This window comes from Mesorhizobium atlanticum (assembly GCF_003289965.1).
GTDB classification, from domain to species: Bacteria; Pseudomonadota; Alphaproteobacteria; order Rhizobiales; family Rhizobiaceae; genus Mesorhizobium; species Mesorhizobium atlanticum.
In genome coordinates this window covers 123,467-138,579 of the sequence record NZ_QMBQ01000001.1, presented here as the reverse complement: position 1 = coordinate 138,579, position 15,113 = coordinate 123,467, and the positions used below count along the sequence as shown (strand labels likewise).

Annotated in this window: 18 protein-coding genes; 8 read left to right on the top strand and 10 right to left on the bottom strand. The window is 65.0% G+C overall.

What is annotated here, in order from left to right; genetic code table 11:
• Positions 1 to 243: 243 nt before the first annotated feature.
• From minC to minE, 3 genes are all read left to right on the top strand, one after another.
• Entirely contained in the window at positions 244 to 1,131 is an 888-nt protein-coding gene (gene minC, locus DPM35_RS00830) for a septum site-determining protein MinC (protein WP_112126182.1), read from the top strand.
• 155 nt (positions 1,132 to 1,286) lie between these two features.
• Complete coding sequence (minD, locus tag DPM35_RS00825; RefSeq protein WP_042638294.1) at positions 1,287 to 2,102, top strand: septum site-determining protein MinD; 816 nt, start codon at positions 1,287 to 1,289, stop codon at positions 2,100 to 2,102.
• Positions 2,099 to 2,371: a cell division topological specificity factor MinE gene (minE, locus tag DPM35_RS00820; protein WP_042638296.1), complete on the top strand. Its 273-nt coding sequence runs from the start codon at positions 2,099 to 2,101 to the stop codon at positions 2,369 to 2,371. The genes minD and minE overlap by 4 nt, the downstream gene beginning before the upstream one ends.
• A 360-nt stretch (positions 2,372 to 2,731) precedes the next feature.
• Here minE and DPM35_RS00815 read toward each other — a convergent pair whose 3' ends face one another.
• Genes DPM35_RS00815 through DPM35_RS00800 form a run of 4 tightly spaced genes read right to left on the bottom strand, consistent with a single transcriptional unit; the run spans position 2,732 to position 7,762 of the window.
• The gene (locus tag DPM35_RS00815) at positions 2,732 to 4,504 is read right to left on the bottom strand and encodes an ABC transporter ATP-binding protein (RefSeq protein WP_245431388.1); all 1,773 of its coding nucleotides are present in this window, start codon (positions 4,502 to 4,504) and stop codon (positions 2,732 to 2,734) included.
• Entirely contained in the window at positions 4,501 to 5,517 is a 1,017-nt protein-coding gene (locus DPM35_RS00810) for a glycosyltransferase family 2 protein (RefSeq protein WP_112125455.1), read from the bottom strand. Before DPM35_RS00810 ends, DPM35_RS00815 begins: the two co-directional genes overlap by 4 nt.
• Positions 5,514 to 6,623, bottom strand: coding sequence for a glycosyltransferase family 2 protein (locus DPM35_RS00805; protein WP_112125454.1), 1,110 nt, complete (start codon positions 6,621 to 6,623; stop codon positions 5,514 to 5,516). Before DPM35_RS00805 ends, DPM35_RS00810 begins: the two co-directional genes overlap by 4 nt.
• A complete protein-coding gene (locus tag DPM35_RS00800) occupies positions 6,620 to 7,762 on the bottom strand; it encodes an acyltransferase family protein (protein WP_112125453.1) in 1,143 nt (380 codons plus the stop codon). Before DPM35_RS00800 ends, DPM35_RS00805 begins: the two co-directional genes overlap by 4 nt.
• A gap of 601 nt (positions 7,763 to 8,363) precedes the next feature.
• Here DPM35_RS00800 and DPM35_RS00795 point away from each other — a divergent pair.
• Positions 8,364 to 8,633 (top strand): DMT family transporter, encoded by a 270-nt coding sequence (locus tag DPM35_RS00795; protein ID WP_112125452.1) that lies wholly within the window; start codon positions 8,364 to 8,366, stop codon positions 8,631 to 8,633.
• On the opposite strand, the gene DPM35_RS32120 is transcribed toward DPM35_RS00795, so the two are convergent.
• Complete coding sequence (locus DPM35_RS32120; RefSeq protein WP_146767900.1) at positions 8,603 to 8,848, bottom strand: hypothetical protein; 246 nt, start codon at positions 8,846 to 8,848, stop codon at positions 8,603 to 8,605. The two genes, DPM35_RS00795 and DPM35_RS32120, sit on opposite strands and share 31 nt — an antisense overlap.
• Before the next feature lie 187 nt (positions 8,849 to 9,035).
• Between DPM35_RS32120 and DPM35_RS00785 the strand changes: the two genes are divergently transcribed.
• Together DPM35_RS00785 and DPM35_RS00780 are read left to right on the top strand one after the other, a co-directional pair.
• The gene (locus DPM35_RS00785) at positions 9,036 to 9,569 is read left to right on the top strand and encodes a hypothetical protein (RefSeq protein WP_112125450.1); all 534 of its coding nucleotides are present in this window, start codon (positions 9,036 to 9,038) and stop codon (positions 9,567 to 9,569) included.
• A 377-nt stretch (positions 9,570 to 9,946) separates the two neighbouring features.
• Positions 9,947 to 10,474 carry a hypothetical protein gene (locus tag DPM35_RS00780; RefSeq protein WP_112125449.1) on the top strand — a complete coding sequence of 176 codons (528 nt, stop codon included), beginning with the start codon at positions 9,947 to 9,949 and terminating at the stop codon, positions 10,472 to 10,474.
• 233 nt (positions 10,475 to 10,707) lie between these two features.
• Here the strand turns inward: DPM35_RS00780 and DPM35_RS00775 are convergent, their stop codons facing one another.
• Together DPM35_RS00775 and DPM35_RS00770 are read right to left on the bottom strand one after the other, a co-directional pair.
• The gene (locus DPM35_RS00775) at positions 10,708 to 11,352 is read right to left on the bottom strand and encodes a response regulator (protein ID WP_112125448.1); all 645 of its coding nucleotides are present in this window, start codon (positions 11,350 to 11,352) and stop codon (positions 10,708 to 10,710) included.
• On the bottom strand, positions 11,349 to 12,752 hold the full coding sequence (locus DPM35_RS00770; RefSeq protein WP_112125447.1) for a sensor histidine kinase: 1,404 nt from the start codon (positions 12,750 to 12,752) through the stop codon (positions 11,349 to 11,351). Before DPM35_RS00770 ends, DPM35_RS00775 begins: the two co-directional genes overlap by 4 nt.
• Before the next feature lie 532 nt (positions 12,753 to 13,284).
• Between DPM35_RS00770 and DPM35_RS00765 the strand changes: the two genes are divergently transcribed.
• Together DPM35_RS00765 and DPM35_RS00760 are read left to right on the top strand one after the other, a co-directional pair.
• Positions 13,285 to 13,470 (top strand): hypothetical protein, encoded by a 186-nt coding sequence (locus DPM35_RS00765; RefSeq protein ID WP_112125446.1) that lies wholly within the window; start codon positions 13,285 to 13,287, stop codon positions 13,468 to 13,470.
• Between the two features lie 401 nt (positions 13,471 to 13,871).
• Complete coding sequence (locus DPM35_RS00760; RefSeq protein ID WP_181591880.1) at positions 13,872 to 14,024, top strand: hypothetical protein; 153 nt, start codon at positions 13,872 to 13,874, stop codon at positions 14,022 to 14,024.
• Positions 14,025 to 14,157: 133 nt separating this feature from the next.
• On the opposite strand, the gene DPM35_RS32305 is transcribed toward DPM35_RS00760, so the two are convergent.
• From DPM35_RS32305 to DPM35_RS00750, 3 genes are all read right to left on the bottom strand, one after another.
• Positions 14,158 to 14,319: a hypothetical protein gene (locus tag DPM35_RS32305; protein ID WP_181591933.1), complete on the bottom strand. Its 162-nt coding sequence runs from the start codon at positions 14,317 to 14,319 to the stop codon at positions 14,158 to 14,160.
• A 150-nt stretch (positions 14,320 to 14,469) separates the two neighbouring features.
• On the bottom strand, positions 14,470 to 14,850 hold the full coding sequence (locus DPM35_RS00755) for a YkvA family protein (RefSeq protein ID WP_112125445.1): 381 nt from the start codon (positions 14,848 to 14,850) through the stop codon (positions 14,470 to 14,472).
• 62 nt (positions 14,851 to 14,912) lie between these two features.
• Entirely contained in the window at positions 14,913 to 15,095 is a 183-nt protein-coding gene (locus DPM35_RS00750) for a hypothetical protein (protein WP_036258067.1), read from the bottom strand.
• Positions 15,096 to 15,113 lie beyond the last annotated feature (18 nt).

The following is a 15,113-nucleotide window of genomic DNA, read 5'->3' as shown; positions in this document are numbered from 1 at the left end:
GGTGATGCAAAATTAACCATGCCGGATGGTGCAGGCAGGACCTCGCTTCGTATATTAGCCGTTTCACATGCATGCCTGTCGGGGCCTCGCCCTTCGGCTGGTAGTAGTCGGCGCAGGCCCTGTCACCGCGCTGCCACAGAACTTAGCCGAGCCACTTCCTTAACGGCCTCGATCCCCAAAATTAACCTTTTGTTAACCATTCGCCCGGCACCCTTTAACCATTGAGTAAGGATTCGCTTGGACGTGACCTTCGCCGCCCCCCTGCACAACAAATCGATCCGCTTTCGCGCCCGTTCCTTCGTCGCTTTCACGCTGACGCCGGAGGCGCCGATCGCCGACTGGCTGGAGGGGCTGGATCGCTGGATCGCCAACTCGCCGGGCTATTTCAACGGGCGCCCGGTGGTGCTGGATCTGAACCTCCTGCAGCCGGGGCCGGAGGAGATCGGGGCGCTGGTCGGCGTGCTCGGCTCGCGCGGCATCCGCGTCTATGCGATCGAGCTGGAAGGGGCCGAGCTAGGGCCCGAGCTGCCGCCGCTCTTGGCCGGCGCCAAGGAGGCGACCGCCGAGGGGCTGCTGGGTCGGGCCGCGCGCAAGGCGCGGGCCGAGGAGCTGGAAGTCGCCGCCGGGGAGCAGGCCCAGGCCGCTGAGCAGACCCGGCCGGTCGCGGGGGCGCCGGCCGAGGCTCCGCAGATCGCGATGTCGGCCGACGAGCCGGTCGACCCCGAGCTGGCAAGGCTCGAAGCGGTCAGGATCGAACCGGTGCAAGCCGCAAGCGCGAGCGCCGAGCCGGCGCAGCCTTCGGCCGGCACGCTGATGATCAAGGCGCCGATCCGCTCGGGACAGTCGGTGTTCCATCCGCATGGCGACGTCATCGTGCTGGGCTCGGTCGCGTCCGGCTCCGAGATCGTCGCCGGCGGTTCGATCCATGTCTACGGCACGCTGCGCGGCCGCGCGATCGCCGGTTCGGAAGGCAATATTTCGGCGCGCATCTTCTGCCGCAAGAACGAGGCCGAGCTGCTCGCCGTCGATGGCTGGTACACCACGGCCGAGGAAATGGAAGGCGTGTCGCGCGGCAAGGCCGTGCAGGCCTTCCTCGACAACGATGCGCTCTGCGTGGTGCCGCTGGGCTGACGCGCAAGCTTCGGACCGGTTTCGCGTGCCAAAGTGACAGTGCATGTCGCCCAAAAGTGCCCCGCGGTTTTGGGAGAACGACATGCACCAAGGAATGGACAGTCCGCCGTGCCCGGCACGGTCATGAATAAGAATCGCCAACGGAGGCTGAATATATGGGCAAGGTAGTCGTGGTCACATCGGGCAAGGGGGGCGTCGGCAAGACGACCTCGACGGCCGCGCTCGGCGCCGCCGTGGCCAAGACCGGCAAGAAGGTGGCGCTGGTCGATTTCGACGTCGGCCTGCGCAATCTCGACCTCATCATGGGCGCCGAGCGCCGCGTGGTGTTCGACCTCGTCAACGTCATCCAGGGCACCGCGAAGCTGTCGCAGGCGCTGATCCGCGACAAGCGGCTGGAGACGCTCTATCTGCTGCCCGCCTCGCAGACCCGCGACAAGGACGCGCTGACCGAGGAGGGCGTGGCGGAAGTCATCGCCCGGCTGCGCTCGGTGTTCGACTATGTCTTCTGTGACAGCCCGGCCGGCATCGAGCGCGGCGCCCAGCTCGCCATGCGCTTCGCCGACGAAGCGGTCATCGTCACCAACCCGGAAGTGTCGTCGGTGCGCGACTCCGACCGCATCATCGGCCTGCTCGACGCCCGCACCATGAAGGCCGAGCAGGGCGAGTTGGTGCAAAAACACGTGCTGGTCACGCGCTATGACGCGGCGCGCGCCTCGCGAGGCGAGATGCTGTCGATCGACGACGTGCTGGAGATTCTCTCCACGCCGCTGCTCGGCATCATCCCGGAAAGCCAGGATGTGCTGCGGGCTTCCAACCTCGGCTCGCCCGTGACGCTCTCGGAACCGCTCAATGGTGCCGCAAAGGCTTACCTCGAAGCGGCAAGGCGCCTGGAAGGCGAGGACCTGCCGGTGGTCGTCCCCTTCGAACGCAAGGGCTTCCTCGACCGGCTGCTCGGAAGGAGGGCCGCATGAGCATCCTCGACCTCTTCAAGCGGCGCACCAGCGCGCCGGTGGCGCGCGAGCGGCTGCAGCTGCTGCTCGCCTATGAGCGCCAGAGCCGCGGCCAGCCGGATCTTGTCTCCATCCTGCGCGAGGAGATCATGGCGGTCATTGCCAAGCATGTGCAGATCGACCAGGACTACCTCCAGGTCTCGATGGACCGCGGCGCCACCATGTCGACGCTGGAGATCGACATCCAGATCCCCAACAAGAGCGCCGCGCCGCTGGCGATGGCGGGGTGATCTTTACCCTCCCCCTTGTGGGGAAGGTCGATCCGCAAAGCGGATCGGGGAGGGGGCTGCGCCAACGCTTCGTCATCCTCGGGCTTGACCCGAGGATCCATGCCGTAACCGTTGCCGCAGAGTGCAGCGGTGGAAAATTCTGTAACCGTAGCAACGCTTTAGCGTCACGGCATGGATCCCAATGCTTGTCGCCCAAAAGTGACCTCGGTTTTGGGAAGACGACATGCATAAAAATCAGGACCTAAAGCGCGTCGCATGAATCCGGTTCAATGCGACGCGCTTTAGGGTCTGCGCGCGTCGCTTTGCTCCTTGCTCCGCCCTAGGATGACGAAGGCGCGACGCCGCCGTCCCTCCATGCCCTCACTCCGGCTGATACAATTCATCCATGCTGCGCGCCGCCAGTTCCGCGAACGGCGCCTGCCTCCTCACCCGTCCATGCTCCAAAATCACGAGGTCGTCGCAGAACGAGATCGTCGAGTGGTGGTGGCTGATCACGATCGTCGTACGGCGGCCGGCGCGCGACTTCAGCGTTTCCACGATCGCCGCCTCCGAAAGCCCGTCCACCGCGTTGGTGGCCTCGTCAAGGATCAGGATGTCGGGGTCGCGCACCAGCGCGCGGGCGAGCGCGATGCGCTGTCTTTGTCCGGCCGACAAATTGACGCCGCGATAGCCGACGATTGTCCCGTAGCCCTGCGGCAGGCGTTCGATGAATTCATGCGCCTCGGCAAGCTCGGCGGCGCGCCGGGCCTCTTCCTCGCTCGCCTTGTCCTTGCCGTAGGTGATGTTGTCGAGGATGGTGCCGTCCACCAGTTCCAGCTCCTGGCTGGCTAAAGCGATATGCGCCCGCCACGCGACCGGATCGATCTCGCCGAGCGGCGCGCCGTCGACGAGGATGCGGCCGCCATCCGGCTCGACGAAGCGGCAGAGCAGGTTGACGATGGTCGTCTTGCCGGCGCCGGAACGGCCGATCAGCGCCGTCGAGCGGCCGCTTCTTATGTCGAAGCTCACGGCATGCAGCACCGCCGCGCGCTGCTCCTCATTGGCATAGCTGAAGCTCACGCCCTCGAAGGCGATCTTGTCGCTTAAAGACGCGAACGGCCGGCTGCCTTGCGGCGGCGCCGGCTTGCCCTTGGGGTCGAGCAGCCAGGTCACCTCTTCCAGCGAGCCCGAAAGCCCCTGCAGCTGGCTCCAGGTCATCTGCAGGGCCCGCACATGCGGCTGCAGCCGGTAGAGCAGGATGAGGAAGGCGGCGACCAGCGGAAAGCTCAGGCCCGCCAGCCATGCGCCGATCACTACCGCGAGGAACAGCATGGCGTGCAGCACTTCGGTCACCGGGCCCAGCGCGCCCTGGCGGTTGGCAAGCTGGAAGGCCGCCCGGCGCACTCCGTCCGACGCCGCCTCAAACGCCGCCTTCTCGCGCGCCTCCTGGCCGAAGATGCGGATCAGCCGGCCGGCATGCACCAGGTGCAGCATCCGTGAGGCCAGGGCGCTGTTGCGCGAGGCAACGCTTCGGCTCGGCTTTCTCAGATGCGCCGACAGCGCCATATGCGCAACCTGGACAAGCGCCAGCCCGAGCATCACCAGCAGCGTCATCTGCCAGGAGAGCAGCAGCAGGAAGACGAGCAGGATGAGCGACGCCGAGGCGCTGACGATCGAGCCCAGCATCGCCTGGATGGCGTCCGACGCCCGCCAGGATTCGCTCGAGATGATGTTGAGCAACCGCCCGGGGCTCTCCTTGAGGAAGAAGGGATAGCCGATCGAAAGCAGCCGCTCGGCGAGCGCGCCGCGGATCGCCTGGCTGGCCTTGCCGTAGATATGGGCGGTGAGCACGGAATTGGCGAAGCCGAGCAGGTTCTTCAGCAGGATCGAGCCGAGGATCGCGACCGCAAGGGCGATCAGCCGCTCGCGCTCGCCGAGCCCGGCGCCGACCTTCTGCAGGAGCGCCGACAGGCCGGCCATGCCGGTCGCCTCGCCATGCCCCATGATGATGCCGAGCAGCGGAATGATCAGCCCGATGCCGAATCCTTCCAGCGCGGCGCCGGCGAGCCCGAGTGCCACGACGATCGGCAGCAGGCCGAGCTGCCGGCGGCCGAGCGCCTGGCGCAGCATCGGCAGGGTCGGACGCCCGCTCATGGCGCGCCGGCCTCCGCCCTGGTCGCGGTGGTCTCCTGGCCGAGCTGTTGCCGATCCGGCCGCCCGGCGAGCACGAGAGCCATGAACTTCGCCGCGCCGGCAAGGTTCATCAGAACGATCGGCCAGTGCGACAGTTTGAGATCCTGGTCGAAGCGCGGCCCGCCGGCGAGCTCGCGCATGGCGGCCCGCGCCGCCCAGTAGAAATGGCGAAGCAGCCAGGGCGCGCGGCGAAAATGCTTCAGGCAGAGCGCGCCGTTGCCGAAATGATAGTCGCGGTGCAGCCGGTCGATCGCCATGCGGTCGCGCCGTCCGTGATGGTGGGAGATCGTCATGTCGGGCACATATTCCACCGCCATGCCGGCAAGCATCGCCCGCACCAGATAATCCGTGTCCTCGGCCGAGCGCAGCGCCCCGCCGGCGCCGAAGCGTTCGTCGAAGGGGCCGATGCGGGCGGCGACGTCGCGGTGCATGGTCATGTTGCAGCCGAGCACGAAGCCGCCCGGGTGGACCGCCGGCGTCAGCCGCTGGCGCTCGTCGCAGCATTTTATCGTGAAGGGCAGGTCGCGCGCGTCGCCGATTTCGACGCGGCCGCCGCGGATCAGCCATTTCTCGCCGCTCGCATAATGCCGCTCGAGGTCGGCGAGATAGTTGCGGTCGAGCCTGCAGTCGTCGTCGACGAACACCAGCACCCGCCCGCGCGCCTGCGCCAGTCCCGCATTGCGCGCCGCCGCCAGCCCGGGGCGGGACTCCGAGATTGCGGTCAGGGGGATGTCCGACGTCGCGGCGGCCGCCAACAGATAACTGGCCGTGCCATCGCGCGAGCCGTTGTCGACCACCACCAGCTCGGCCGCGAAGGCCGGATGCGCCCGGCACGCGGCGCGGATCGAGTCGATGCAGGCTTCGAGCACGTCCAGCCGGTCGCGCGTGCAGACGATGAAGGAAGCCTCCGGCCGCTGCCTGGGTCGCGGAGGCGGGGGCAGGTGCCGCAGCAACGGATGGCGCTCGGCGTTCATGGCGCGGCCATCCTGTAGGGTGCCAGCACTGACGTTGCCGGCGCGGATTTGAAGCGATAGGCGAGCCAATCGGCGCGCTTGCCGGCCCACATCGAGGCCTGGCTCAGCCAGGGCGCCCAGGCGCCGGGGCCGAGCGCGTATTTCTCCCGGCGGCGGATCGCGTTCCATTTCCCGGTCAGCGTCAGCAATTCATGCGACAGCGCCGGCCGCTCCTCGTCGTTGACGAGCTGGTAGAGGAAATAGAACAGGTTGAGCGCGCCGGCCTCGAAGCTCGGCCGCGTCGGGTCGGGCAATGTCGCGATCCGCTCTTCGAGCGCCCGGATGAAGGCGGCCGCCCGGCGCACGGTGTCGAGGCAAACGCGATCGCCGATGGCGCGCAGGTCCTCGCACTCCTGCGCCAAACCCAGGCGCTCGAGGTTCTCGCCGACAATCTTGAGATGCGTGCGCCGCATCTCCTTGCCGTGCCGGCTGGTCACGCTGCCGGGATGGACGCGGTAGACCAGCAGGCTCTCCGGCATCAGCGCCGCCGGATAGCGATCGGCCAGCCGCCGGAAGAGGTCGAAATCCTCGGCATGCCGATAAGCGCCGTCATAGTGGAGGTCGGCCTCGGAGATGACCTTGCGGTTATAGACCACCGTCGGGTGCAGGAAGATCGTGAAGAATTTTGCCAGCTCGGGGAGGCTGAGACGGAACACCGGGTCGAGCCGCCCCTTAAGGACGCGGCCGTGCAGCAGCGTATCCACGAGCGCGCCGCAGAAGCCGAGCTCCGGCCGCGCCGCAAACAGCGCCGCCTGGCGCGACAGCCGCCAGGGATAGGCGAAGTCGTCGGCGTCCATGCGCGCTACGAGCTCGCCCCGCGCGACCGCCAGTCCCTCATTGAGGCTGGCGACGAGGCCACGGTTTTCGCGCGAGATGATCGATACGCGGCTGTCGTCCCGGCGGCAGCGTTCGAGGATCTCAAGCGACCTGTCGGTCGATCCGTCGTCGATGGCGATGACTTCGAGCCGGCCGTAGTCCTGCTGCAGGATCGACTGCATGGCGGCGGCCACGTAGGGCTCGGCATTGTAGACCGGCAACAGCACGGAGATGAGAGGCGCTGCGGTCATGGCCGGCTCCGGTCCGTCGGCTGCAGATCGAGCGCCGGGGCGGCGCCGAACCGGAGGGCCTCGCTCGCGCCACGCGGATGAGCGGGCGCGACATAGGGGAAATAGCGCTTGAGACCGTTGAGCGGCTTCTCGAAAAACACCCAGGAAAGCGAGGCGACGACCACGGTGGCGGTGCCCGCGACGAGGAACCGCCCCGGCCCCTGTTCCGAGACGTTGATCGGAATCCATGATTGCGCCCTGACGGCGCAGGCCAGAAGGATCGAATGATAGAGGTATACGCCGTAGCTGATGCGGCCGAGCCACAGCAGCGGGGGGAGTTCGGCCAGCCTGCCCGGCGTGCCGCGCAGCCCGTTCGAGCATGCGGCGACGATTGCCATCATCGGCACCAGCGGCAGCACCTGCACCAGCGCCCAGCGGGGCCACTCCCAAGCCGAATTCGCCGGCCCGGGGTCGGACTGGACCACGAACAGGAACACCACCGCCAGGGCCGGCCAGCAGAGCCGCATCCATTGCGGCGCATCCACGCCCCTGGCGCGGCGGACGGCAAGCAGGGCGCCGCAGCCAAGCGCGTCCATCGAGCCCGGCGGCAGCAGGTCGCGAGCGAGCGCCGGGCCGGCGGCGATCGGCCAGTAGAACCGGTAAGCGAGCGAGAAGGCGATGACGCCGATGGCGATCGCCTCGATGCGCCGGCGCGGCGCCAGAAGCACGATCAGCGGCCAGGCGAGGTAGAACTGCTCCTCGATGCTGAGACTCCAGAAGTGGCAGAGCAGCCAGGGCGTCCAGTCGTTCTGCCGCGCATACCAGAAATTCGAGAGGTAGAGCGCATGCCAGGCGAGCGAGGGCCTGGATTGTTCCGAGGCGAACCATGCGAGCGCCAGCACCGCGAAGTAAGGCGGGAATATCCGGATCATCCGCCTGGCATAGAAGGAACGCAGCGCCGGCCCTGCGGCGAATGCACCGGTGTCACGCGCGTCCAGCAACAGCCGGGTGATCAGGAAGCCGGAGAGCACGAAGAACAGCCTGACCCCGAGATGGCCTACGAAGGACGAGCCGCCGGGAGCGAGGAAATGCGAGTAGAGCACCAGCACCACCGCAATGGCCCGTAACGCATCCAGCTGGATGTCGCGCGCGTTCGTCATCGGCGGCATTCGCCAGCTTGGTCACGCCACGCGGCAGAGGGCGAGCGAATCTCGCCGCTGCGGGCCGACCGCTCGCCGTCGGGGCCGGGGGCGCAATCCCTGCCGGCCGGCAGAATGCCCATCCGAGTCACAATAATGGCATCCTCCAACAGGCATGCCCCCGCTCCACGATTGTCGCGGTGGATGTTGCGGTGCAACACAAAATGCTTACGATCTTGAAATAAGATGTGATGCCGTTGCGGGACGTAAATGGTTGTGCTGTGAAAATATCCGTACGGACCATCTAATGGTCTTATGAAGTCATGGGTAATTGGTCTGATTTGCGGAAATCATCAATCGCCAGGGATGTCGGAGGGTTATCTCGGCAACTGCAGCGAGCATGATGGGAATATTGAGAAAGAGGCTCGATCGCGGTGCCAAGTTCTACGGTAAGGCCTGTGAAAGCATCTTGAATTTCAAGTTCTTGTGCGGTGCAGCAGGCCTGCCGCCCGAGGGAAGGGCACGCCTTGTCCCACCATCCGCCGCCCGCTGACTCACGACGGCGCTGCCGCAAAGGCCTTTATCTCCGATTCTCGACCGGGGCAGGAGGAACGGAGAGCAAGTGACATCGACGCCGATTGCAGAACCGCAGGCGCATGTCGGCGCCATGCCCATCCTCGGCCTGCTCGGCTCCATGCTGTTGGTGCAGGTCGGCGCCGCCTTTGCCAAGAGCCTGTTTCCGGTGCTGGGGCCGGAAGGCACGACCGTGTTGAGGCTTGCCATCGGCGCGCTGATGCTGGCGGCGGTGCTGAGGCCATGGAAGGTGCTGCCCTCGCGGAAAAACCTGCCCTGGCTCGCCGCCTACGGCATCACCGTCTGCGCGCCGTGCTGACCGGCTTTCTGTTTTTGGCGGAGAAGCTCAATCTTGCGCAATGCGCCGGCATAGCCGCCGTCATTGCGGCCGCCTTCGGCGGCGGTCGCCGCGCGGCGGCCCGCGCCTTCGCCGGCCTGACTCCCCGAAAGCCGTCGCGCCACGCGAATCCATTTCTGAGCGTCGCGCATTAAGGCGTTGCCCGGTTTGAAGAAAATCGATCCGCGCGTCGGCAATATCCGACCACATCCGGTGGTTGAAATAAGACTTAGGTCTTATCAAAAATAGCAATAAGTCCGAGTGGACAAGACAAGGGTCGTGGGCCACTTCCTAATCATGGGCTGATTGGGGATGCTTATGCTGCGACATTGCCGGTGGGGTAGTTCGGCCGACGGGCCGAAGGGCTGGCGTTGGGAGAGCGGGATGCGCGCATCGCGCAGGGGCTGCAGGCTGGTCTTGCGAGCGCTGACTGCGTTGGTGCTTGTTGTCGCGCCTTTCAGTCTCTCCGTCGATGGTGTCGTTGTGACCAAGGCCTATGCCGGCAAGGGCGGCAATGGCGGTGGGAACGGTGGCGGCAATGGTGGTGGGAACGGCGGCGGCGGTAACAGCGGGAACGGTGGCGGCAATAGCGGCGGCAACAGCGGAAACGGTGGCGGCAATAGCGGCGGGAACAGCGGAAACGGAAACGGCAATAGCGGCGGCAACAGCGGGAACAGCAAGGGCAACAGCGGCGAGAACGACAGCTCGAGCAACGGCGCCGGCGATGTCGACAGCCACGTGAACGCGGCGACCGGCGACAAGGTCGAGGCCACCGCAGGCAGCATCCAGGTCACGCACCGCAATGGAATGAAGGAGACGATCGAGAACGGCCGGTTCAGGATGGAAGACAAATACGGACGCACCATCGTCGACCGCAGGGCCACCATGGCCGATCTCAATCGCCTGAAGAGTTTGTGAGAGCAGAGTTTGTGAGAGCGAGGTTTTATTCGGATTAGATCTTAAGGGACCGAAGGTCAGCGCTGCAAAATCAGGTTGCCACCTTTTGCTTCGTCTCTGCGGTCCTGATCGTCTTGCGATGGAATCTGGCTACTCACCTTACCCCCGCCTCCGTGCGGGGGTAATTTTTTCAAAGCCGTGGCGATGGCTGCTGCTGCGACATTGGTCACCCATGGCGGCGGAAATGGTCTGATCGGCTGGAGCATGGGTCGTGGGCCGCTTTCGTCGCGTCGCCGGAATGTGATCCTAACCTCCTGCGTCAAGAGACCGGTTCCGCGTCGCCTGTGCCGTGAGCGGAACTTCGGCAAACCGAGGTGGAACCGGCAAGAAGGAAAAGAATGCGCCAACCCGCCTGCAAAAGGCTAATCGACCTTTCGCTGCGCCTCTCCGTCGCGCTGGCGGTTGTGGTCGCGCCCTGCCTGTTGGCGCCGGGCAACGTGACAAAGCTCGTGTCCGCCTACGCCGGCAACGGCAATAGCGGCGGCAATGGCAATGGAGGCAACTCGGGTTCCGGCGGCGGTGGCTCGAATTCCGGCTCGGCAGGTGGCTCGAATTCCGGCAACAGCGGCAACAGCAATGCCGGTGGCAATTCCGACAACAGCAATGCCGGTGGGGGCAACCCCAATGCCGGGCCCGGCAACAACAGCGGCAAGGGCAACACCAATCCCGGCGGCAAGAACAGCTATACCAACGCTGCAACCGGCGACACGCTCTCGATTGACGGCAACAAGATCACCGTCGTCCATCGCAACGGCATGAAGGAATCAGTCCAGAATGGCCGTTTCGAGATGATCGACGCGCAAGGCCGCACCATCATCGAGCGGCAGGCGACGGAGGAGGATCTGAATCGTCTGCTGAGCCTGTGAGGGCCGGGAAAGGCTACCCCCTTTTTCCGATATCCTCGCATGTCACCCCCGTCCCTCGAGGCGGGGGTGATTGCGTTTGGGGGAGGGGAACTGGGAGTGAGGAGCTGAGGAATTGAAGAACTGAAGAAAGAGGGGATCAGTCACACCGTTTCCTTGTTTTCTCAGCTCTACAGCTCTCCAACTCCTCAATTCTTCAATTCTTCAGTTCTTCAATTCGTCGGTCCCCGGTTCCCCTAATTCCTCTCCCTTGCCTCATGCATCAGCAGCGCCGCTTCGGTGCGGTTGCGCACGTTGAGCTTGGCGAGCACCCTGGTCATGTGGTGCTTGACCGTCTTTTCCTGCAATGACAGCCGGGCGGCCACTTCCTTGTTGCTCAGCCCCTCCGCGACCAGCTTCAGGATCTCGGCCTCGCGGCCGGTGAGCTGGGCGAGCGGATCCGGCTTGCTGCCGGTAGGCTGCAGAAGGTCGGAAAGCAGCCTGGCCGAGAGGCTCGGCGATACATAGCTCTGGCCGTTGGCGACATCGCGCAGGATCTCGGCCAGCGCCTTGGAGCCGACGCCTTTCAGCACATAGCCGCGCGCGCCGGCCTTCAGCGCCTGGGCGACGTCGGCATTGGTCTCCGACACCGTCAACATGACGATCTTCTGCTCGGGCGTCGCTGAAAGGATGCTGGCGAGCGCGCCGAGGCCGCCGCCCGGCATGCTGATGTCGAGCAGGAGGATATCGGGCGTGCTGGCGCGCACCAGCCTTTCGGCGTCCTCGGCGCTGGCGCCTTCACCCACGAGTTCGAAGCCGCCTATCTCGCCGAGGCTGCGCGCAACGCCCTCGCGAAACAGGGGGTGGTCGTCGACTATTGCGATGCGGATGGGTGTGCTCACGGTTGCTCCTCGACAGACAAGGTGATCACCAGTCTTGTTCCTCCGGGGCCTGTCAGTGTCTCGAACTGACCGCCTATGCTTTCTATACGTTCCCTGAGGCCCGCAAGCCCAAGTCCCTCGCTTCGGGCCGGATCGAAGCCGGGGCCGGTGTCCACGACCTCGACAAGAAGCTTGCCGCCTTTCGTCGTGGCCCTGACCTGCTGGCCCTTGCCCTTGCCGTGCCGGAAGGCGTTGTTCAGGCCTTCCTGCACGAAGCGATAGATGCTGATCTTTTCCGAGGTGCCGAGTTCCGGCAAGCGCTCTGGCAGGGTTAGTAACACATTGGTGCTGGTGCGGCGCTCATGCTCGGCCACCGCCAGGCGCAGGATGTCGGCGATGGCCTGGGTTTCGATCTGCGGCAGCACCAGCCCGTTGCAGATGCCGCGTATCTCGCGCATCGCTTCGCCGAGCGTCTTGTGGATACCGGCGATCTCGGCTTCGCGCAGCGTGCTCGACGTGGCCGGATCGACCAGCGCCGGGCTGTCCATCCTGAGCGCGGCGAGCGCCACAAGTTGCGCCGGCCCGTCATGCAGGTCGGCGCCGATTCGCCTCAGATAGCGCTCGTTGATGGCGGTGGCGCGGCGCGAGGCGCGCTGGACGCGCTGCCGCAGCATCGAGTTCTGCGCCAGTGCCGCCTGCAATTCGGAGACCTTGGCCTCGAGCGCCGCCTGCTGCGTGACGATGGTGCGGCTGCCCCGGAAAACGATGCCCGAGAGCAGCGCAAGCGCCGCCGCCGTGGCGCCCGCCACTACCAGCCAGCTCCACAACAGGGCCGAGTGCAGCGATTCCTCAAAATCGCCGGACAATTCGTAGAATTCAGACACGGCCACGACCTCGCCCGACCAGGGTTCGCGCACCGGGTTGTAGATCTCGAGCAGCGGCACTCCCATCGACCGTTCCTTCTCGTCTTCCTCGTCTACGAGCCTGTTGGAGTTGTATTTGACCATGACATTGCCGGCGAAAGCGGCGACGAGGTTGGCGTTGGGCTTTATCTGCCTGCCGATGAGGCTGGCGTCCTTCGAATAGAGAATCGTGCCGTCGCGCCGCCATAGCTTGAACGACACCAGCCTTTTCCCAAGCGCTCCCTGGCCGAGCGTCTCGTCCAGCGCCCGTTTGACGGTGTCGTCCAGCTGCTGGCTCTTGCGCATGTCGGGCAGCAGCGGCGCGATCACGCTGTCGACATAGAGCGCGGTGGTGGCGGCGGAATTGTGCAAGACGCCGTCACGGATCTGCGATGTCACCCACAGCCCGACCACGAGCATCACCGCCAGAAGGCCGATGCCTCCCGCGATCACGAACTGCCAGGCAAGCGAGAGCCCGCCCCAGATTCCTGCAAGTCGTTTCAGATACCTCCCGAACATCGGCACCGTTCACCCACCCGTTCGCGAGAGTATAGGCGAGGGGACGCAATTGCGACACCGACCTTGGTCCGTGCCGATGAGGAAGGTTAATGACGGGCCGTTGCCGGCGCGCCGGCGGAGCAGCCCGATTCGCAAGCGGCAAGGTCGCTCATACCCCCGAATGGCAAATGCCCGCGCCACTCCAATTGACGGGGAAGACGCGGGCCGGCTGCCACCCTAATTTCTTGCAGCGCCGACACAACCACCAATCCGGCGCCAGGTCCATACCAAAAGACGTATGCCGCGCAGAATATAGCGCCACGCCCCGGCAGTCTCGCTCCGGCGCGGTCCTGCCGTCGGGCGTTGTGGATATGAATATATAGCGATGTCTCTCGGATGCCCGAGGCCCGCGGCCGGGCCGCTCTGTGCTCGCGTAAGAAGCGGGAGGTAGCGACCGCATTTGCCCCCAAAAGAAGTCGGGCCAAGGCCTTGATCGGCCAGACACGCGCCGCCTATACGATGGGCGTTACCTTGCTGTTCGTGGCAACGCAGTATGGACGTCGGCACAAAAAACCACAAAACCAATCAGCGGCTATCGATTTTTGAGCTCGAGGCATTGCGCGAAGCTTTCAGGCAGTCTGTTCGGGAGAACGACGTCACCGAAGCCGAGTGGGCGCGGCACGCCGAGCATTTCGTCAAGAGCACGCTCCAAAAAGGCAGCCGGTCTACGCGGGCTTGAGCGTTCAGGCGTCCGGAAGCCGGCCGATTCCACGCAGGAACGTTTCGGCCCTGGCCGCTCGGACCATTGCGCCGGCGCATAGGACCTCAGCGACAATTGCGGGCACAGGTGGAAACCGACAGTGTGGCCGTGCGCCGGCTCCCCCCAAGGAAACCCAATGGTCGGCGCTTTAGCCCGGCTTGCCTGTAAGAGAGCCGTACTCTTTTACCGCCAAGGCAAGCCGGGCTACCCCACTCCCTGAATGCTGCAAGGCTGGTCCGTCGTCGAAACGTATGGCCGTGGCCATCGCAATGCGGCGGAACGAAAGCTGGTCGGGCGCGTTCTAGCCCGCGATGCCGAGGATTCCTCACCATCACAAGGCCGAAAGGCCGGTTCAAGCCTCAACAGACGAGGCGGAGCGCTTGGCGCGTGCGGAAAAGAACGCCAGGCTGAAGAAGCTTCGCACCCACGCTTCCTGGCTGGTGCTCGATCCGCAGGCGCATTTCCGGGAGGAGATTGACTGTTCGGCCCTGTTCGGCGACTTGCCGATCCGAAAGGTCGGCCGCGACGGCTAAAGCATGTCTCCCGAAAGTCGTAACCGGTTTCGGGCAAAGACATGCGCAAATCAAAAACCCAAAGCGCATGGAGCGAATCTGAAAGATCGCGACGCGCTTTAGGGGCAATTCCAGGAAGGCGGCTTTCAGCCCGTCACGCGACCTGCAATCCGGTGGCGGCATCCTCGCGCGCGATCTCGATCAACCGCGCGATCGCCCATGGCGTCATCAGCGCAAGGAAAGCAGTGAGATCGAGGAAGATCGACCACGCCAGATCGAACCCGCTGTGGTCGTAGCAGACTGCAAACTCCATCACGCCTTACCCCTTTTGACCCACCCGCTACGCATGTTGTTTTGCGCACTCTTCAGCATGATCCTGATTTGCATCGAATACAAGAGGCCGCTAATTCAACAGGATGGGCGCCGCTCTCGGCGCAAGAACGGCGAGCTCCAGTACAATCGACGCTTAGGCCGGCTTCGGCCAGAACAGCCAGGTGAGCGCCAGCGCCGCCAGCACCCAGACCGCGATCATGAAGGCGAGACCCGCTTTGCTGACCGGCTTCTCGCGCCGCGCGGCTTCTTCGCGGAATTCCCGCATCAGGTCGGGCGGCATCAGCCTGACCGCGAGCATGATGCCGAGAGGCACGATCAGCAGGTCGTCCAGATAGCCGATGATCGGGATGAAGTCCGGGATGAGATCGATCGGGCTCAGCGCATAGGCCGCGACGGCGCCCGCGGTGGCTTTTGCGTACCAGGGCACGCGCGAATCACGGGCTGCGATCCACAGCGCCACCGCATCGCGCTTGATGGCGCGCGCCCATTGCTTTGCCGAGTCGAGAGCCGACATGAGCCTATCGTATACGGCCGTGCGGGTCCGCGGGCCAACGGCCGAACACCGGATTTGGCCTCTCAGGCGCAGTCCTTCAGCTCGACGACCTCGACGCCGAGGCGGAAAGCCTGGCCATCCGCGTAGGAACGCGCATATTGCTCGGCTTCGAAGGGAAAGATCAGCGTCGTGCCATAGGCGGTGACGCGCACCGTCCACTTCTGTCCCCTGACGAGTTCAACACCGTGAAGCTTCGCCGTCACCATCTCACCCTCCTCAGATCC